The organism is Microbacterium sp. ProA8 (assembly GCF_039905635.1).
Classification (GTDB): Bacteria; Actinomycetota; Actinomycetes; order Actinomycetales; family Microbacteriaceae; genus Microbacterium; species Microbacterium chionoecetis.
On the sequence record NZ_CP157000.1, the window covers coordinates 189,253 to 206,443 of the forward strand.

18 protein-coding genes are annotated in these 17,191 nt (G+C 70.9%); 13 read left to right on the forward strand and 5 right to left on the reverse strand.

Annotated features, from left to right (window positions below):
• The first annotated feature begins 78 nt into the window (after positions 1-78).
• The 5 genes from ABG085_RS00905 (at position 79) to ABG085_RS00925 (ending at position 4,816) form a co-directional block, all read left to right on the forward strand.
• On the forward strand, positions 79-759 hold the full coding sequence (locus ABG085_RS00905; protein WP_347977575.1) for a PadR family transcriptional regulator: 681 nt from the start codon (positions 79-81) through the stop codon (positions 757-759).
• Positions 756-2,351 (forward strand): DHA2 family efflux MFS transporter permease subunit, encoded by a 1,596-nt coding sequence (locus tag ABG085_RS00910; protein ID WP_347977576.1) that lies wholly within the window; start codon positions 756-758, stop codon positions 2,349-2,351. Before ABG085_RS00905 ends, ABG085_RS00910 begins: the two co-directional genes overlap by 4 nt.
• Before the next feature lie 108 nt (positions 2,352-2,459).
• Positions 2,460-2,618: a hypothetical protein gene (locus ABG085_RS00915; protein WP_204259964.1), complete on the forward strand. Its 159-nt coding sequence runs from the start codon at positions 2,460-2,462 to the stop codon at positions 2,616-2,618.
• 119 nt (positions 2,619-2,737) lie between these two features.
• Positions 2,738-3,835, forward strand: coding sequence for an acyl-CoA desaturase (locus ABG085_RS00920; protein ID WP_347977577.1), 1,098 nt, complete (start codon positions 2,738-2,740; stop codon positions 3,833-3,835).
• Positions 3,836-3,964: 129 nt separating this feature from the next.
• On the forward strand, positions 3,965-4,816 hold the full coding sequence (locus ABG085_RS00925) for a CPBP family intramembrane glutamic endopeptidase (RefSeq protein WP_347977578.1): 852 nt from the start codon (positions 3,965-3,967) through the stop codon (positions 4,814-4,816).
• A gap of 12 nt (positions 4,817-4,828) precedes the next feature.
• On the opposite strand, the gene ABG085_RS00930 is transcribed toward ABG085_RS00925, so the two are convergent.
• From ABG085_RS00930 to purD, 4 genes are all read right to left on the reverse strand, one after another.
• On the reverse strand, positions 4,829-5,473 hold the full coding sequence (locus tag ABG085_RS00930) for a response regulator transcription factor (protein WP_347979252.1): 645 nt from the start codon (positions 5,471-5,473) through the stop codon (positions 4,829-4,831).
• Positions 5,470-6,588, reverse strand: a complete 1,119-nt coding sequence (locus ABG085_RS00935; protein ID WP_347977579.1) for a histidine kinase — start codon at positions 6,586-6,588, stop codon at positions 5,470-5,472. Before ABG085_RS00935 ends, ABG085_RS00930 begins: the two co-directional genes overlap by 4 nt.
• Positions 6,589-6,592: 4 nt before the next feature.
• Positions 6,593-7,288, reverse strand: a complete 696-nt coding sequence (locus tag ABG085_RS00940) for a DUF2306 domain-containing protein (protein WP_347977580.1) — start codon at positions 7,286-7,288, stop codon at positions 6,593-6,595.
• 99 nt (positions 7,289-7,387) lie between these two features.
• Positions 7,388-8,662: a phosphoribosylamine--glycine ligase gene (gene purD, locus ABG085_RS00945; RefSeq protein WP_347977581.1), complete on the reverse strand. Its 1,275-nt coding sequence runs from the start codon at positions 8,660-8,662 to the stop codon at positions 7,388-7,390.
• A gap of 105 nt (positions 8,663-8,767) precedes the next feature.
• Here purD and ABG085_RS00950 point away from each other — a divergent pair, with 105 nt between their 5' ends.
• The 6 genes from ABG085_RS00950 to ABG085_RS00975 all read left to right on the forward strand — a co-directional run bounded on the left by ABG085_RS00950 (position 8,768) and on the right by ABG085_RS00975 (position 13,741).
• A complete protein-coding gene (locus tag ABG085_RS00950; RefSeq protein WP_347977582.1) occupies positions 8,768-9,136 on the forward strand; it encodes a sterol carrier family protein in 369 nt (122 codons plus the stop codon).
• A gap of 232 nt (positions 9,137-9,368) precedes the next feature.
• Positions 9,369-11,975 carry a nitrate- and nitrite sensing domain-containing protein gene (locus tag ABG085_RS00955; RefSeq protein WP_347977583.1) on the forward strand — a complete coding sequence of 869 codons (2,607 nt, stop codon included), beginning with the start codon at positions 9,369-9,371 and terminating at the stop codon, positions 11,973-11,975.
• On the forward strand, positions 11,972-12,376 hold the full coding sequence (locus ABG085_RS00960) for a roadblock/LC7 domain-containing protein (RefSeq protein WP_347977584.1): 405 nt from the start codon (positions 11,972-11,974) through the stop codon (positions 12,374-12,376). The genes ABG085_RS00955 and ABG085_RS00960 overlap by 4 nt, the downstream gene beginning before the upstream one ends.
• 27 nt (positions 12,377-12,403) lie before the next feature.
• Positions 12,404-12,757, forward strand: coding sequence for a DUF742 domain-containing protein (locus ABG085_RS00965; RefSeq protein ID WP_347977585.1), 354 nt, complete (start codon positions 12,404-12,406; stop codon positions 12,755-12,757).
• 13 nt (positions 12,758-12,770) lie between these two features.
• Positions 12,771-13,349, forward strand: a complete 579-nt coding sequence (locus ABG085_RS00970; RefSeq protein WP_347977586.1) for an ATP/GTP-binding protein — start codon at positions 12,771-12,773, stop codon at positions 13,347-13,349.
• 38 nt (positions 13,350-13,387) lie between these two features.
• Entirely contained in the window at positions 13,388-13,741 is a 354-nt protein-coding gene (locus ABG085_RS00975; RefSeq protein WP_347977587.1) for a potassium transporter Trk, read from the forward strand.
• Positions 13,742-13,785: 44 nt separating this feature from the next.
• Here the strand turns inward: ABG085_RS00975 and ABG085_RS00980 are convergent, their stop codons facing one another.
• Positions 13,786-14,397, reverse strand: coding sequence for a zinc-binding alcohol dehydrogenase (locus ABG085_RS00980; protein WP_347977588.1), 612 nt, complete (start codon positions 14,395-14,397; stop codon positions 13,786-13,788).
• A 497-nt stretch (positions 14,398-14,894) separates the two neighbouring features.
• On the opposite strand from ABG085_RS00980, the gene ABG085_RS00985 reads away from it, so the two are divergent.
• Together ABG085_RS00985 and purM are read left to right on the forward strand one after the other, a co-directional pair.
• Entirely contained in the window at positions 14,895-15,779 is an 885-nt protein-coding gene (locus ABG085_RS00985) for a DUF559 domain-containing protein (protein ID WP_347977589.1), read from the forward strand.
• 230 nt (positions 15,780-16,009) lie between these two features.
• A complete protein-coding gene (gene purM, locus ABG085_RS00990) occupies positions 16,010-17,158 on the forward strand; it encodes a phosphoribosylformylglycinamidine cyclo-ligase (protein ID WP_347977590.1) in 1,149 nt (382 codons plus the stop codon).
• Positions 17,159-17,191 lie beyond the last annotated feature (33 nt).

A 17,191-nucleotide genomic window follows, 5' to 3' on the forward strand; every position in this document is an offset into this window, starting at 1 on the left:
GACATCGCGCGAGGGGTGATGCGCTTACGCCAGGAGGCGTATAGTCCATGTGGACTAATCCACATGGAAGGATCGATCGTGATCGACGCCACGCCCTCACGTGAGGTGGCGGACACCGTGCCTGACGCATCGGGGCGCGTGGCCCCGGCCGTCGCCCGCCTGACCCCGCTCGGGGTCGCCGTGCTCGCTCTCTTGAGCGAGGGCGACATGCACCCGTACGAGATGATCCGGCTGATGCACCTCCGCCGCGACGACCGCCTGGTCACCATCACCAACGGCACGGTGTACCACACGGTCGCGCGCCTCGAGCGAGCCGGCCTCATCGCCGAGGTCGGCGTCGACCGCAACGGCAACCGCCCCGAGCGCACCACCTATACGCAGACGGATGCCGGAGCCGCCGCCGTCCTGGAATGGGTGCGGCGCGAGCTGCCCCGCGTCGACCATCCGGTCGAGTTCCGCGTCGCGCTCGCCGAAGCGCACGGCCTCGATCGCGAGGAGGCTCTCGCACTTCTGCACACCCGGCGCACGGCACTCGCGGAGGCGCATGCCGCTCTCGTCGAGGGCCACCGCCAGGCGCGCGCCAAGGGCGTGCCGGAGCAGTACCTCCTCGAGATCGCGCGCGAAGAGGCGCTGCTCCAAGCCGAGCTGTCCTGGATGGATGCGACCCTCCCGCGGATCGCGGACCCCGACTTCGCCTGGGGCCCCGACGCGACCCCGTCAGAGCGCTATCTCGCCCAGAGAAAGGCAGCACGCCAGTGACCGATGCTTCGACAGGCTCCGCAACCGGAGACGGGGGCGCGACCCGCACGGCGGGCGCGGCATCCGCAACCGCGTCGGCTGCCCACCCGCCCACCGGCGCCTATGCCGCCGGACACAAGCCGCGGAGCCCCTGGCCCGCGCTCTGGGCGCTCGTCATCGGGTTCTTCATGATCCTCGTCGACACCACGATCGTGTCGGTCGCGAACCCGGCCATCAAGGCGGCGCTCGACCCCGAGACGAACAACCTCGACAACGTCGTGTGGGTCACCTCGGCCTACCTGCTGGCCTACGCGGTGCCGCTGCTCATCACCGGCCGCCTCGGCGACCGGTTCGGCCCGAAGAACATCTACCTGATCGGGCTGTCGGTGTTCACGCTGGCCTCGCTCTGGTGCGGTCTGTCGGGAACGCTCGAGATGCTGATCGTCGCTCGCGCCGTGCAGGGTCTCGGTGCCGCGCTGATGACGCCGCAGACGATGGCGGTGATCACGCGCACGTTCCCGCCGGACCGACGCGGCGCCGCGATGGGTCTGTGGGGTGCGACGGCGGGCGTCGCCACCCTCGTCGGACCGCTGGCCGGCGGGCTGCTCGTGGACGGGCTCGGCTGGGAGTGGATCTTCTTCATCAACATCCCCGTCGGCGTCATCGCCTTCGTGCTCGCCTGGATGCTCGTGCCGAGGCTCGAGACGCACCCGCACCGCTTCGACATCGTCGGCGTGGTGCTGAGCGCCGTCGGCCTGTTCCTCATCGTGTTCGGCCTGCAGGAGGGGGAGAAGTACGACTGGGCGCCCTGGGTGTGGGCGATGATCGGGGGCGGTGTGGTCGTGATGGCGATGTTCGTCTGGACGCAGGCGCGCACCAAGAGCGAACCGCTCGTGCCCCTGCCGCTCTTCCGCGAGCGCAATTTCTCGGTCTCGAACCTCGCCATCTCGATGGTCGGGTTCACGGTGACGAGCATGTCGCTCCCGCTGATGTTCTTCATCCAGCTGGCGCGCGGCCTCACGCCGACGGAGTCCGCGCTGCTGCTCATCCCGATGGCGGTGCTGTCGGGCGTGCTGGCACCCTTCGCGGGTCGCCTGCTCGACCGTACCGACCCGCGCTTCCTGTTGGTCCCCGGCCTCCTCCTCGTGGCGGGATCGCTGTTCTGGTACGCGTCGCTGATGAACACCGACACGCCCATCTGGATGTTCCTGCTCCCGTCGGCACTGATGGGCATCGGCAACGCCGGGATGTGGGGTCCGCTCGCCACGACCGCCACCCGCAACCTGTCCCCGCGACAGGCCGGCGCCGGCGCGGGCATCTACAACACGACCCGCACGATCGGCTCGGTCATCGGATCCGCCTCGATCGCGGCGTTCATGCAGGCGCGTCTGGAGGCGAATCTACCCGGCGCGGCGGACGCCGCCGGTGGCTTCGGCGAAGGCACCCTCCCGCCCGTCGTCGTCGACGGCTTCTCGCAGGCGATGGCTCAGGCGATCCTGCTCCCCGCCGTCGTGATGCTGGCCGGGGTGGTGGTCGTGCTGTTCCTGCGCCGGCCGAAGGCCACCTCGAACGAGGACTGGCAGGCGGCCCAGGGCGCGGACTCGGCCGCGTAGAGCCCGTGATCTCGCGGAGCGGCCGGCCACGCTGCTCCGCGAGAACCGGCGTCGGCGCCGTTTGTCAACCCATTGATGAGCGCCCCGACGTGACGCCAGGATCAGAGCATGACCGGACTCGCAGTGATCCTGCTCATCGTCGGAATCGTCCTGCTGCTGCTGGGCGTGTTCATCGAAGCGGCGCAGTTCCTGCTGTGGATCGGCCTCGTGATCATCATCATCGCGGTGATCGCCTGGCTGATGCGCTTCATCCGCCGCCAGACCTGACTTTCGCTCTGGCACTGCCGTTGCGCCTGACATCGGCGTAGCCTGGCCGACAAGGACGTCCCGGACCCCGACATCCACGGACCGCACACGCGTGCGGCCGGAGGATCGGGGACGAGCACATGACCGACCAGCTCACCGGAGGCGTCCGCGCCACGGTCGCCCGAACGCCCCGAGCGGGCAACGACTTCACCGACCTCGCCAAGATCATCGGCACCAGCGGTCTGATGCGCCGCCGGTACGGGTACTACTGGACCAAGCTCATCGGCGCGGTCGTCGTGCTGGCGGCAGCCATGACCGCTTTCGTGCTGATCGGCGACACCTGGTGGCAGCTGTTCACGGCGGCGGGCCTGGCGATCCTGTTCACGCAGATCGCGATGCTGGGGCACGACGCCGCGCACCGGCAGATCTTCGTCTCGGGCCGCTGGAACGACTGGACGTCGATGCTGCTCGGCAACCTGCTGGTCGGGATGAGCTACGGCTGGTGGCAGCACAAGCACACGCGTCACCACGCGAATCCGAACAAGATCGGCTCCGATCCCGACATCGAGTTGCCGGTCGTGTCGTTCACCCCCGATCAGGTGGAGCAGCGCGCGAAGCAATACGGCCCCCTGCTGGCGTGGGTCATGGCCCACCAGGGGATGTTCTTCTTCCCGATCCTCCTGCTCGAGGGCTTGTCGCTGCACGCGTCCAGCGTGCGCCGCGTCGTCGCGCGGGAGCCGCTGCGCCGGCGCAGCGTCGAGATCGTCTTCCTCGCCGTGCGCATCGGCGGCTATCTGGCGCTGGTGTTCTTCGTCCTCTCGCCCGGAATCGCCGCGGTCTTCCTGGCGGTGCAGCTGGGTCTGTTCGGGGTGTACATGGGCATGGCCTTCGCCCCCAACCACAAGGGGATGCCGCTCGTGCCGGCCGAGGTGAAGGTCGACTTCCTGCGTCGGCAGGTGCTGATGAGCCGGAACATCAGGGGCAGCCGATTCCTCGACGTCGTGATGGGCGGGCTGAACTACCAGATCGAGCACCACCTGTTCCCATCGATGCCGCGTCCTCACCTGAGGAAGGCGTCCGGCGCGATCAGGGACTACTGCGTCTCCCATGAGGTGAGGTACACCGAGACGGGGCTCTGGGAGTCGTACCGGATCGTCACGCGCTACATCAACCGGGTCGGGCTCGGGGAGCGCGATCCGTTCGAGTGCCCGCTGCTGCAGCAGCGGCAGGCGGTCTGACCGGCCTCGCGCCGGGCGCGTGATCTGGGGCGTCGTCCGCGACCTGTCGGGGGGGGCAGGTCGCGGACGACGAGTCCGCGTGGGCGGGAGACGGCCGGAAGCCTCTGCCCTCTACTCTCGAAGTCAGACATGGCAAACGACGAGGGGGAGTCCGTGACCGGTTCCGGCGAAACGAACACGTGGAGGCGCTTCTGGGAACGGGGCGGATGGTGGCGAGCACTCATCCTGGTCGTGGGATATTTCGTGCTCTACCAGGGGGCATCGCTCGCACTCGGTCCGATCGCGCCGTCGATCGACGACACCGAGAGCGCCGGCTACGTGCTCTTCTTCTACGCCCTCCCGATCTTCGTGGGCGGTGTCATCCTCGTCCTCTTCGGCCTGTCGGTCGGCTGGCTGCGCGAACTGTTCGGCCCGCAGCCGATCCGCGGCCGCGGATGGATGTGGATCGCGGTCGCCGTCGTGCTGCTGTTCAACGTCCTCCGCTTCGCGACCGTCGACTACGCCGAGGTCGACCTCGGATTTGTGGCGGCGTGGCTCCTGGCGGGGCTCTTCATCGGCTTCGCAGAGGAGGTCCTGACGCGAGGCTACGTCGTGAACCTCATGCGCAAGGCCGGGCACACCGAGATCGCGGTCGCCCTCGTGTCGGCGGCCCTCTTCGCCGTACTGCATGCCGGCAACCTGCTGTCGGGTCAGCCACTCTTCAACACACTCCTGCAGCTGCTCTACACCTTCGCGTTCGGCATCTGCATGTACCTCACCCTGCGCGTCACCGGCAACCTCATCTGGCCGATCCTGCTGCACGCGAGCACCGACCCGAGCATCTTCCTGCAGGGCACCCATCCGGCCGACGGTCCGTTCGCCACGATCGCCGGGTTCGGCAACATCGCCGTCATCCTCGTCGGGCTGCTCGCGATCATCTTCATCCGCGGCCGCGTGGCTGTGCAGGAAACGGATGCCGCACCCGCCGTCGCCCGGTTCTAGCCGACGCCGCCCTCACCGACGTCGTTCGTGCGCCCAGATCGCGAGCTCGACGCGATTGCGGGTGCCGGTCTTCGTCATGATGCTCCCGAGATGGGTCTTCACGGTGCTGAGCGAGATGTGCAGCTCGTCGCCGATCTCGGTGTTTCCGAGCCCTCGTGCGACCGCGGCGAGCACCGACTGCTCGCGGTCGGTGAGCGGACTCACGGGCAGCGGCAGGTGCTCGGGCGCCGCACCCGCGAACGCCTCGATCAGCCGCACCGTGACGTTGGGGTCGATGAGCGCGTCGCCACGCGCGGCCGCCCGCACGGCCTCCGCGAGCAGCGTCGGCCCGGAGTCCTTGAGCAGGAAACCGCGTGCACCCGCGCGGAGTGCGGAGTACACGTACTCGTCGAGGTCGAACGTCGTGATCACCACGACGGGCACGGGGTCGGCGACGTCGGGTCCTGCCAGCGCCCGCGTGGCGGCGAGTCCGTCCATCACCGGCATCCGGATGTCGAGCAGGCACACGTCGGGACGCAGCCGCCGCGCGAGTGACACGGCCTCGGCGCCGTCGGCCGCCTCGCCGACGACCTCGATGCCCGGTTGGGCGTCGAGGATCATGCGCAGCCCCGTCCGCACGAGCGCCTGGTCGTCGGCGATCACTACGCGCACCGTCATGCCGACCACCCCGCCTTCGGCAGCGACGCCGTGACGAGCCATCCGCCTTCCGCCGCGGGACCGGCGACGCAGCTGCCACCGAGCAGCGCCGCGCGCTCCTGCATCCCCCTGATGCCGAAGCCGGGAACAGCGGATGCCGCGGCCACGCCGTCGTCGCGCACCTCGACGAGCACCGCATCGGCGTCGACACGGACGTCCACAGCGACCCGGCGTGCGTCGCGGGCATGCCGTCGGGCGTTCGTCACCGCTTCCTGGGCGATCCGGAAGACGGTGGCGGCCACTGCCGCCGGCACCGCGTCGGCCTCGCCCTGGACGCGCACGGCGACTTCGGGAGGGGCGGTGGTGGCGAGGGAGCTCAGATCGCCGAGGCTCGGGGTCGGCGCCAGGACCGCGGCATCCGCTCTCAGCACACCGACCATCGCCCGCATCTCGCGGAGCGTGCGCGACGCCTCGGTCTCGATCGCCTGGAACACGCCGATGGTCGCCTGCTGGTCGGTGGCTGCCACGAGGGCGCCTGCCTGGGCCTGGATCGCGATTGCCGAGACGTGGTGCGCGACGGTGTCGTGCAGGTCGCGGGCGAGCTGCATGCGCTCGGCGAGGCGTGCCTGATCGAGCTCGCGTGCTCGAGCGCGGCTTCGCCAGCGGAAGGCCACGCCGAGGGTGCCCGTCGCGACCGCGACGGCGATGCCGCCGATGATGTCGGCGGGTGCCGGCGACGACACGAGCGAGAGGAGGATCCCCGTCACGACCAGCAGGCCGCCGACGACGATCGCCCGGCCGCTGCCCCACCGGAAGAGCGAGTACAGCAGCACCAGGAAGTAGGCCGTGGTGTAGAGCTGCGGCTCACCCGCCGTCGCGAGACCGAAGCCGGTGCCGATCGTGAACGCGATCGCGAGCATGGCGAGCGGCCGGACGCGCCGCCACAGCAGCGTCGCCGAGAGCGCGACGAGCAGCGCGGCCCAGAGCCATCGCCACGGCACCTCGGGCCGCAGCAGAGCCTCGAGGGGGGCGAGGACTGCGATGGCGGCGACGAGCGCCCAGTCGCGCCACACCCGTCGCGGGGGCGCGGGGGCAGCCGCCGGGGCCGCCCAGAGCGCGCGCACCGGGCTCGTCATGCCCTCATGATAGGCGGGCGCCCGCCGTCTCCGGCCGGTGCGGCGACCGCGATGCCGTGCGCCCGCCCGCGCGCCGGATCGCAACCTCGGCGACGACGAGATTGATGGCCCATCCGGCTCCCATCAGCACGGTGTACACGACAGGGCCCGGGGTGCCGATGAAGACGGTCCAGGGCAGGAGGACCAGCACCTGGGTACCCGCGCCGAGTCCGATCGCGTAGGCACGGGTCATCCAGGCGCGGTGCCTCGGCACGTCGCCGTGGCGGATCGCGACGACGGCCGCGACGATCGCGCCGATCATCGCGGTGGCGAGCACGAGCCGGATGGCAGACAGGCCCGGACCCGTCACCGAGGACGGCAGGTCGTAGAACAGCGTCATCCAGATCGCCGACAGCGCCGAGACGAGGCCTGCCGGTGCGGCGATGCGTCCCGCCCTCCGGTGCCACGCGCGTCGGCGCAGCGCGGGCGAGAACTGCATCGCACCGAGCAGCAGATACACGCTCGAGCCGACGATGTGCGCGATGACGGGGATCGGCGAGTCGAAGAACCGGACGTTGTCGGCCGTGACAGCCGCACCTGCCGCCAGCTGCGAGACGCGCGCGGCCCCGGCGGCGATCGGAACGAGGCTGAGCGCGATGAGGCCGGCCGGCACGAGCCAGTCGGCCGGCGTGACGCGGCTGCGCGAGGTGTGGGAGGTCATGCGGCCATCGTCGCGGCGGGCAGCGGCTCGCCACATCGGCCAGGAGGCCCGACTGGCCTCAGCCGATCGGCCGAGTCGCTCGCGCTCGGCCGGGCGGCGTCAGAGCCCTTCGGCGACCCGGGCGGCGATGTCGGTGCGGTGCTGACCGCCGTCGAGGTGGATCTCGCCGAGCGCGCGGTAGACGCGCTCGCGCGCCTCGACGAAGGTGGTGCCGACTGCGACGACGTTGAGCACCCGGCCGCCGGTGGCGACGATCCCGCCGTCGGTCTCGGCGGTGGCGGCGTGGGCGAGGTGCACCTCCGGCACCTCCTCCGCCTCGCGCAGACCCGTCAGCGGCCGGCCCGTCACCGGCGCGGCCGGGTATCCCTCGCTCGCCAGCACGACCGTCACGGCGACGTCGGTGGCGAACGCCGGACGCGGAAGATCCTCCAGATGACCGGATGCCGCAGCCAGCAGCAGCTCCGACAGCGGGTCGACGAGCCGGGGCAGCACGACCTGGGTCTCGGGATCGCCGAAGCGCGCGTTGAACTCGATGACCTTGATGCCCGCGTCGGTGAGGATGAGGCCGGCGTAGAGCAGTCCGATGAACGGCGTGCCCTCGGCATCCAGCTGTCGGATGACCGGCTCGGCGACGTCACGCGTGACGAGATCGACGAATTCCCGCTCGCTGCCGAAGCGGCCGTCGAGCCAGGGGAGCGGCGAGTAGGCGCCCATGCCGCCGGTGTTGGGACCCTCGTCGCCGTCGAGCAGACGCTTGTAGTCCTGGGCGGGGCTGAGGGGCAGCACGTGGTCGCCGTCGCTGAGGAAGAAGAGCGAGACCTCGGGGCCGGCGAGGAATTCCTCCACGAGCACCGGTCCCGACGGAAGATAGCTGTCGGCGTGGGCGAGTGCCGCCTCGCGGTCGGACGTGACGATGACGCCCTTGCCGGCGGCGAGGCCGTCGGCCTTGACCACGTGCGGAGCGCCGAGCTCGTCGAACGCTGCCTCGACCTCGGCCCTGCTGGCGGCCCGCACCGCGCGGCCCGTAGGCACGCCTGCGGCATCCATGATGCGCTTCGCGAACGCCTTCGAGCCCTCGAGCTGCGCGGCGGCCTTGCCCGGACCGAACACCGGGATGCCGCGCTCGCGGACCGCATCGGCGACTCCCGCGACCAGCGGCGCCTCGGGGCCAATGACCACGAGATCGATGAGGTTCTCGTTGGCGAAGATCGTGACGGCAGCGGGGTCGTTCACATCGAGGTCCACCAGCTGCGCATCCTGTCCGATGCCGGCGTTGCCGGGAGCCGCGAAGATCTCGTGCTCGGCCTCCTCCGCCCGCAGCGCGAGGATGATGGCGTGCTCCCGCGCGCCCGAGCCGAGGACCAGGATCTTCACGCACTCCAGCCTACCGGCGGGTCTCGGCGGCGTTTCGGCGCTCGTGGGCGCCCTACGCGATCGCGACCCGGACGGGAGGGGCTGGCGGCGGCGTACGGTGGAGGCGTGGCACGCAAGATCTCGACCGACGACGGCCGCGCGGCCTTGAGCGCGGTCGCGGCCGCGGCTGCGGCATCCGTCCCGCCCGCCCGCACCGACAACGCGACGGCCGTGCGCTATCTGCTGCAGCTGCTCGCCGAGAAGGCGCCGGGCAACTCCGTCGAGGTGCGGGTGCCGCCGTTCGGCGCGGTGCAGGTCATCGAGGGTCCTCGGCACACGCGCGGCACGCCCCCGAACGTCGTGGAGACCGACCCCGCGACCTGGATCGCGCTGGCCACCGGAGCCGAGCAGTGGACGGATGCCGCAGCCGCCGGCCGCATCAGCGCGTCGGGCACGCGCGCCGACATCTCGGCCCTGCTGCCGCTGCGCCCCTGATGGTGCACGGGCGAGTCTTCGGGCCGCGAGGACGCCGACGTTCTCCCCAAGAGCAGAGGCCCGCGTGAAGGCAGCCCGACGAAGTGGGTTATTATCCCGTGTCAACCGTTGCGCCTTAGCTCGACACGGCGATGTCGAGATATCCGACCAGCTGCACGGACGCAGAGAGAGCGAGACCGGGGCATTGCCCGCAGGCACCGCCTGGCCTCGGTCATAACTCAGGAGGGCCCATATGGCCGAGCAATCGAGCGAGCGCGTCGCCCCGCGGAGATGGTGGCGAGGCATCCGACCGCGCCTGATCGCCGTTCTGCTCATCCCCATGGTCGCGGCCCTCGCGCTGGGCGGGCTGCGCGTCGAGACAGCGGTCGCGGCGAGCAGGGAGGCGTCGCGCGCCGAGAGTCTCGCGAGCGCCCTTCCCGACGCCTTCCGACTGGCGATCCAGCTGACCGTCGAGCGCGACTCGGCAGGATCCGGCATACCGGCGGAAGCCCGCGAAGCCATCCTCGCCGAGACCGATGAGGCGATCGATGCCTGGAGCGACAGCGCCTCCGCGATCGATTCCTCCGAAGACCCGGAGCTCGCGGTGGACCTCGACGCGGCGAGCACCGGGCTGGACGACATCGACGTGGCCCGCGAGGAGATCGTCGAACCCGGCACCCGGGCGGCCGCGATCGAGTCGTACACGGACATGATCAACACGCTGTTCAGGCTCGCCACGCGGCTCCCCGAACTCGGGGATCCGGCGATCTATGCGCAGGCCGACGCGCTCGCCGAGGTGCGGACGGCCTCCGAGGTGCTGGGTGTCGTCCGGGTGGTCGTCGGCCAGACGCTGATGACCGGACAGATCAGCCCGGAGGGGCTGATGCAGCTGGCCGGCGCGCAGAGCGTGTGGGACCGGGCGAGTGTGGAGTTCATCGAGGGCACCTCGCGGGCGGCAGGGGAGCGGTTCGAGGAGCTCACCGACCGCGGGACCACAGACACCCCGACACCGCTTCACGTCATGGATCAGGTGATCCAGGACGGCGGCATCGAACAGCTCGACCTCACCGTGCCGAGCTGGATGAAGATCTACGGGGACTTCGTCGGAAGCATGGAGGAGGTCATCGTCCGGGCGGCTGACGACCTGGCCGCGGATGTCACCGACCTCCGAGACTCCGCCCAGCAGACCGCATACCTGACCGCCGGCGTCGTCCTGCTGGTCCTCGCCGCGGCGCTCGTGCTGACGCTGCTCGCGGCACGGTCGATTCTCCGGCCGCTGGTCCGGCTGCGCCAGGCCGCGCTCCAGATCGCCGGTAAGACGCTGCCGGAGCGCGTCGCGCAGATCGCGAACGCTGAAGGCCCCGTCGACACCTCGGTGAAGCCGATCGGCGTCACGCGGCGAGACGAGATCGGCGAGGTCGCCGAAGCGTTCGACGCGGTCCACGCCGAGGCGGTTCGGCTGGCCGGTGAGCAGGCCCAGATGCGAGCGAACGTCAACCGGATGTTCGTCAACCTCTCGCGCCGCAGTCAGAACCTGGTCGAGCGGCAGCTGCGCCTCATCGACGATCTCGAGGCGGGCGAGCAGGACCCGGCGCAGCTGGCGAACCTGTTCCGTCTGGACAACCTCGCCACCCGGATGCGACGCAACGACGAGAGCCTGCTCGTTCTCGCGGGCGGTGACACCGGGCAGGCCAACCGCGGCAACGTGCCGGCTCTCGACGTGCTGCGCGCCGCGACATCCGAGATCGAGCAGTTCGCGCGTGTCGAGGTCGACTCGGCGGAAGCCGCCGAAGTGCGCGGCTCGGTCGCCGGCGACCTCGTTCACCTGCTCGCCGAGCTGATCGAGAACGCCACCAACTTCTCGCCGCCCGAGACGCCGGTCGTCGTGCGCACCTTGCCGCGCCACCCCGGCGAGCCGTTGATCGTCGAGATCCAGGACGACGGCATCGGGATGACGTCGGAGGAGCTGCTCGCGGCCAACACCAAGCTGCGCAGCACCAGTGGGCTGGACGCCGACGTCGCGCGCATGATGGGTCTGGTCGTGACCGCCCGCCTGGCCGATCGCCACGGCATGTCGGTCGAGCTGCGGGACAGGAGCCCGCGCGGCGTCGTCGCTCGCGTCGAGATCCCGACGAGCGCCCTCACCGAGAGCCAGACGCGACCGCTGCCCGTCGTGACGGTGCCCGCCCCTCAGCAGTCGACCCCACCTGCACCCGCCGCCATGCCGGTGAGCGCGGCGACGTCCGTCACGACCGGCTGGGCGCAGGCTCCGGAGCCCGCCCCGCAGTCGACCGGCCCGGCGTACGCCGGCGAACCGCTGGGCGCCGGGGACCGGCTGGGCGCCGAGGACCGGCTGGCCGCCGACGATCGGCTGGCCGCTGCGGACCGGCTGGCCGCCGAGGACCGGCTGGCCGCTCAGGACACCGCGGGTACCGACGACACGCTCGACGGCGACACGCCGATCTTCGCCGCCCTCCAGTCCGAGTGGTTCATCCGACGGATGCCGGAAGGCACCCGCCGCGAGGCGAATGGCCACGTCGACGGGCTCGACGGGCTCGACGGGATCGAAGGCCCGCTCGGCTGGTCCTCCCCGGGCGACGACGGCTGGAAGCTTGCGGCCGACGTCTCCCGGCGGCCCGAGCCGGAACTGGTCACGGCCGGCGGACTTCCCAAGCGCGTCCCGGGGCAGAATCTGCTGCCGGGCACGGCACCGGCGACCAGCAGCCCGATTCCCCAGACCCCACGCCCCGTGGACCCGCGCCGCAGCGGCGCTCTGTCCAGCTTCCAGCGCGGAGTGAGCCGTGCCCGGGTCGACGCGGCGCCCGACCCGTTCCGATCCGAAAGTGAGCAAGACAAGTGACGACCGCTCTTGAGAACCTCGACTGGCTGGTCGACAGCCTGACTCGTCGCACGGCGGACATCGCGCACGCCATCCTGGTGTCCGCCGACGGCATGCCGATGGCGCGCTCTGCCGCCTTCCCGCCCGACCGCGCCGACCAGCTGGCGGCGATCACCTCCGGCCTGACCAGCCTCACCCAGGGTGCCGCGCGCTGCTTCGCGGCCGGTCAGGTCCACCAGCTGGTGGTGGAGATGGACGGCGGCTACCTCGTGGTGATGTCCGTCGGCGAGGGCTCCAGTCTCGCGGCGCTGGCGAGTCCGCAGTGCGATCTGGGCCAGGTGGGCTACCAGATGCAGCTGCTGATCGCGCGCGTCGCGACCGCGCTCACGCCGGAGATCCGTGCCGTCCAGCCGGGCGCCTGATCCCGTCCCGGATGCCCGAGACCGATCGTGAGCCCCTCTGACCCCACCCCGCCGCAGCGGGTCAGGCCGTACGCACTGACGCGCGGGCGCACCGCGCCGGCGCGGGCCTACCCGATGGAGGCGCTGGTCCGCACCGAGGTTCCGGTGCCCGAGGGCCACGTGCTCTCGCCGGAGGAGCGGTCGATCGCCGAGCTGTGCCGCGAGAGCCGCTCGGTGGCCGAGGTGGCGGCGCTGGTCCGGCTCCCGCTCGGCGTGACGCGTGTGCTCATCGGCGACCTCGTCGAGCGCGGCGTCGTGAGGGTGCACACGCAGGCAGAATCCGAGTCCACCCCAGGCACGGCGCTCCTCGAGCGCGTGCTCAGCGGGCTGAAAAAGCTGTGAGGAGACAGAAGCTGTGAGCCCCGACACCAGTCAGGCGACCCTTTCCGCAAAGATCATCGTCGCGGGAGGGTTCGGCGTGGGCAAGACGACTCTCGTCGGCTCGGTCTCCGAGATCGACCCGCTCACCACCGAAGCGGTGATGACGGCGGCAAGCGTCGAGGTCGACGACCTGTCCGCGGTACCGGACAAGACGACGACCACGGTCGCCATGGACTTCGGACGCATCTCGCTGGACTCCGACCTGATCCTCTATCTGTTCGGCACGCCCGGTCAGAACCGCTTCTGGTTCATGTGGGACGACCTCACCCAGGGAGCGATCGGCGCCGTCGTGCTGATCGACACCCGCCGGCTCGCCGACTCCTTCGGCGCGATCGACTACTTCGAGTCGCGCGGAGTGCCGTTCATCGTGGCCCACAACGTCTTCGGCGCCGAGTATCGCCACACGTCCGACCAGATCCGCGAGGCGCTCTCGCTTCGCGCCGAGGTCCCCATCGTGGCGTGCGACGCCCGTGACCGGGAGTCCACCAAGGCGACCCTGATCAGCCTCGTCGAACACGTGCTGCGGATGACGTCGGGGGCAGGCATCCGATAGCAGCCCCTGACGGGCGCCTCGGGTGGGACAATGGGTGCATGCCCGAGCACAGCCAGGACCACATCGAGACCGTGCGCGTGCGACGAGCACCCAAGATCTCGGTGTTCCTCATCCTCGGCGCCGCACTCGGCGTGCTCGTCGCGATGATCCTCACCTTCTCGTTCAACGGCACCGCCGACGCGAGCCCCAACACGGGCGTGCAGTACTCGCAGGGTCAGGTTTTCGGCTTCCTCGTGCTCGTCTGCGCGCCGATCGGCCTGGCGCTCGGCGGCATCGTGGCGCTGATCTTCGACCGTCGTTCGCGCCGTCGCACCCACGAGGTCGCCGTCGACCACGCGTCGGTGCACGTCGACCCCGAGCCCGGCACCAACGGCCACGGCTCGGCCCACTAGGGGTCCCGGACGCGGCTGAGGGCCGCGACGGTGGACCGCCGCGACTAGGCCAGCTCGGCGATGATCGGGTGGATGGCGGTGTCAAAGGCCGCGACATCCCCCCGAAGTCCGTCGGTGACCGCCACCGTGAGCGAGCCGATCCACCACACGCCCCGCTGACTCAGCGGCAGCACCTGCACGTTGAGCTCGAACGAGTGCGCCCGCCGCCCGACCTGCCGCTCATGCTCGGCGATCGCGCCGGCGTAGGCGCGATACGCCGTGCCGGAGCTGTGCGAGGCCTCCTTGCGATACCGCTCGTTCGCGGCCCGCGCGAACGCCAGCGCCTCGCGCGCGTGCGGGATGAAGGCGGACCGCAGCTCGTCGCAGCCTTCGACCGGCAGGGCGAGCACGGTGTCGAATCCGTCCACGAGATCGAGGGGCACCGCTGACGGGTGGGCCTGCGGCTCGACCGTCATCGCCCAGTACTGCCGCCACTGCCGTTCGAGCGTGGCCTGGGCCTCTTCCGACCGGTCGTTCGCCCGCGGCGGGATCCCGCGCAGGTGCGGCAGCTCATCGGGAGAGCGGATGCCGAGAACCTGGCGCAGATAGAGGGCAAGAAGCACCGGCTGACCGGCGTCTTCGCGGATCAGCCACTCCGGTGCACCGGCGCCGCCCATGCGCTCCATTCTAGATCCGGGCCCGCGGCGGGTGCCCCGTCCGGCGGCATTCGCCCGCCTCGGATTCCGGCGTCGCCGCTCGCCTGCGACGCCACGACCCGCGCGTCCGGCCCCCACGACCCGCGCGTCGCCGCCCGCCTGCGACGCCACGACCCGCGTCGCCGCCCGCCTGCGCCGCCGCGACCCGCGCGTCGGCCGCCGCGTCGCCCCGCGGCGTCCGTTTCCCTCCCGGAGCGTTCGCCCCGCGGCGTCCGTTTCCCTCCCGGAGCGTTCGCCCCGCGGCGTCACGAGCGGAGGAGATGTGACGAGGGGAGGATGATCTGGCCCGAATCCGCCCTCCTCTCCACCCATCCCCTCCGCCCATGACGCCGGGTGCGGAATGCAACGCGGGGGTGGATGCCGCAACCGGCTCCTCCCCAGAAGCAACACGGGGCCGAACTCCCACAGGTATGGTTCACGACGCGCCGGCGGGCGTCGGCCAGCCCCACGATAAGCGGATGGTTCATGGCGGAGCTGAAGCTCGGGCACGCGCACTCATTGCGGCGGTGACGGATGCCGGTGGCATCGCGCGCCGTGCGACGCTCGTGAAGCGCGGGCACTCGCAACGGACGATCGATGCCGCCGTTGCGGCGGGACTCGTCCACGTGGCCCGTCGAGTCTGGATCGCCGTGCCGACGGCCGACCCGTACCTCGTGGCGGCGGCGCGAGCAGGGGTCGTGATCTCGTGCGTGACCCGTGCGCGTCGCCTCGGGCTGTGGGTCGAGGCGGACGCCGCGGCGACCCATGTCGCCGCCCACCCGCATGCGGGCCGCATTTCCGTGGCGAAGAATACTCGTGTCCATCGCGCGGTGCCGGTGATCGCCCGCGACCCCGCGGCGCTCGAAGACACGATCGAGAACGCGCTCGCCATTCTCTGCGCATGCCAGCCCTTCGAGGCGGCTCTCGCAAGCGTCGAGTCGGCGCTCAACAAGTCGCTGGTGACCAAGCCGTCGCTTCTGCGCCTGCCCTTCGCGCCCGGGGTGCGGCGGATCATCGAGGCGGCGAGCCCCTATTCCGACTCGGGACTCGAGACATATGTCGTGCCCCGTCTGGCCTGGATGAAGCTGCGGATCGTGCCGCAGGCGTGGATCGCCGGTCATCGGGTCGATTTCCTCATCGGCGCGCGACTCGTGCTGCAGATCGACGGCGGGCATCACGTCGGAAGGCAGCGCGCGAGTGACAACGCCCACCACGCGGTGCTCCGGCATATGGGCTACCACGTGATCCGTGTCGGCTACATCCAGATCGTCGAGGACTGGCCGGGCGTGCAGGCGCTGATCATGCAGGCAGTCGCACAGGGGCTGCACCTCGCAGAGAAGCGGTCGCAGGCGGCCGCCGTGTGACGAACGGAGGAGATGTGACGAAGGGAGGAGGAGAGCGGGCCGAATCATCCTCCGTGCCTCACATCTCCTCCGCCCGTCGCGGATAGCCGTGCGGCGATGGACGGACGACGGGCGGATGCTGCGGGTCGTGTGAGTGCGGCGCATCCGGCTGCAGAGGCCCCGTCCGGCGGCAATCGGAGGGCCGCGACGCCCGGCGTCCGTCCAGGCACGTCGCCGGTAGGCTTGTGACCGTGGCCTCATCCGAACGCGATGCCCCCTCCCGCCCCGCACAGCCCGTGAACCCCTACACGGCTGCCGGCGTCGACACCGCTGCCGGCGACCTCGCCGTCGAGCTGATGAAGTCGGCGGTGCGTCGCACGCAGGGCCCCGAGGTGCTCGGGGGAGTCGGCGGATTCGCCGGACTCTTCGATGCCAGCGCATTCAAGGCCTACGACAAGCCGCTGCTGGCCACCAGCACCGACGGCGTCGGCACCAAGGTCGCGATCGCCCAGGCCATCGACAAGCACGACACGATCGGGCAGGACCTCGTCGGCATGGTCGTCGACGACATCGTCGTCGTCGGCGCGAGGCCGCTGTTCATGACCGACTACATCGCGTGCGGCAAGGTCTTCCCCGAGCGGATCGCCGACATCGTCCGCGGCATCGCCGCCGGCTGCGCCGAGACCGGCACCGCCCTCGTCGGCGGCGAGACCGCCGAGCACCCGGGCCTCCTGGGAATCAACGACTACGACGTCGCGGGCGCCGCCACCGGCGTGGTCGAGGCCGACCGCCTCCTCGGCGCCGACCGGGTCCGCAGCGGAGACGTCGTGCTCGCGCTCGCGAGCTCGGGCCTGCACTCCAACGGCTACTCGCTGGTGCGGCACATCGTCGCCGGCGCCGGCATCCAGTACGGCGACAACTCCGCCGACCTCGGCGCGACGTGGGGCGAGGCGCTGCTCGAGCCGACGCGCCTCTACACGCGTCCGCTGCTGCGTCTGATCGCCGACCACGGCGACCGCGTGCACGCGCTCAGCCACGTCACCGGCGGCGGCATCGCAGCCAACCTCGCACGAGTGCTGCCCCAGGGAACGTGGGTCGAGCTGGACCGCTCGACGTGGTCGCCGTCCCCGGTGTTCCGGGTGCTGGCCGACCTCGGCGACCTCGACCTCACCTCGACCGAGGGCACCTGGAACCTCGGCATCGGGTTCCTCGCGGTCGTGGCGGCCGACAAGGCCGAGGCTGCGGCATCCGCTCTCTCGCGCGAAGGCATCGCGACCTGGCAGGTGGGCGTCGTCCACGACGGTGCGCGCCCGGACGGTCACTGGGAGCAGGGTGCCAAGGGCGTCGACGGCGGCGCCGTGCGCCTCGTGGGCTCCTACGGGGACCACACGGCTCGCTGAGCCGGCAGACGGCACGACGCAGAACCACACAGC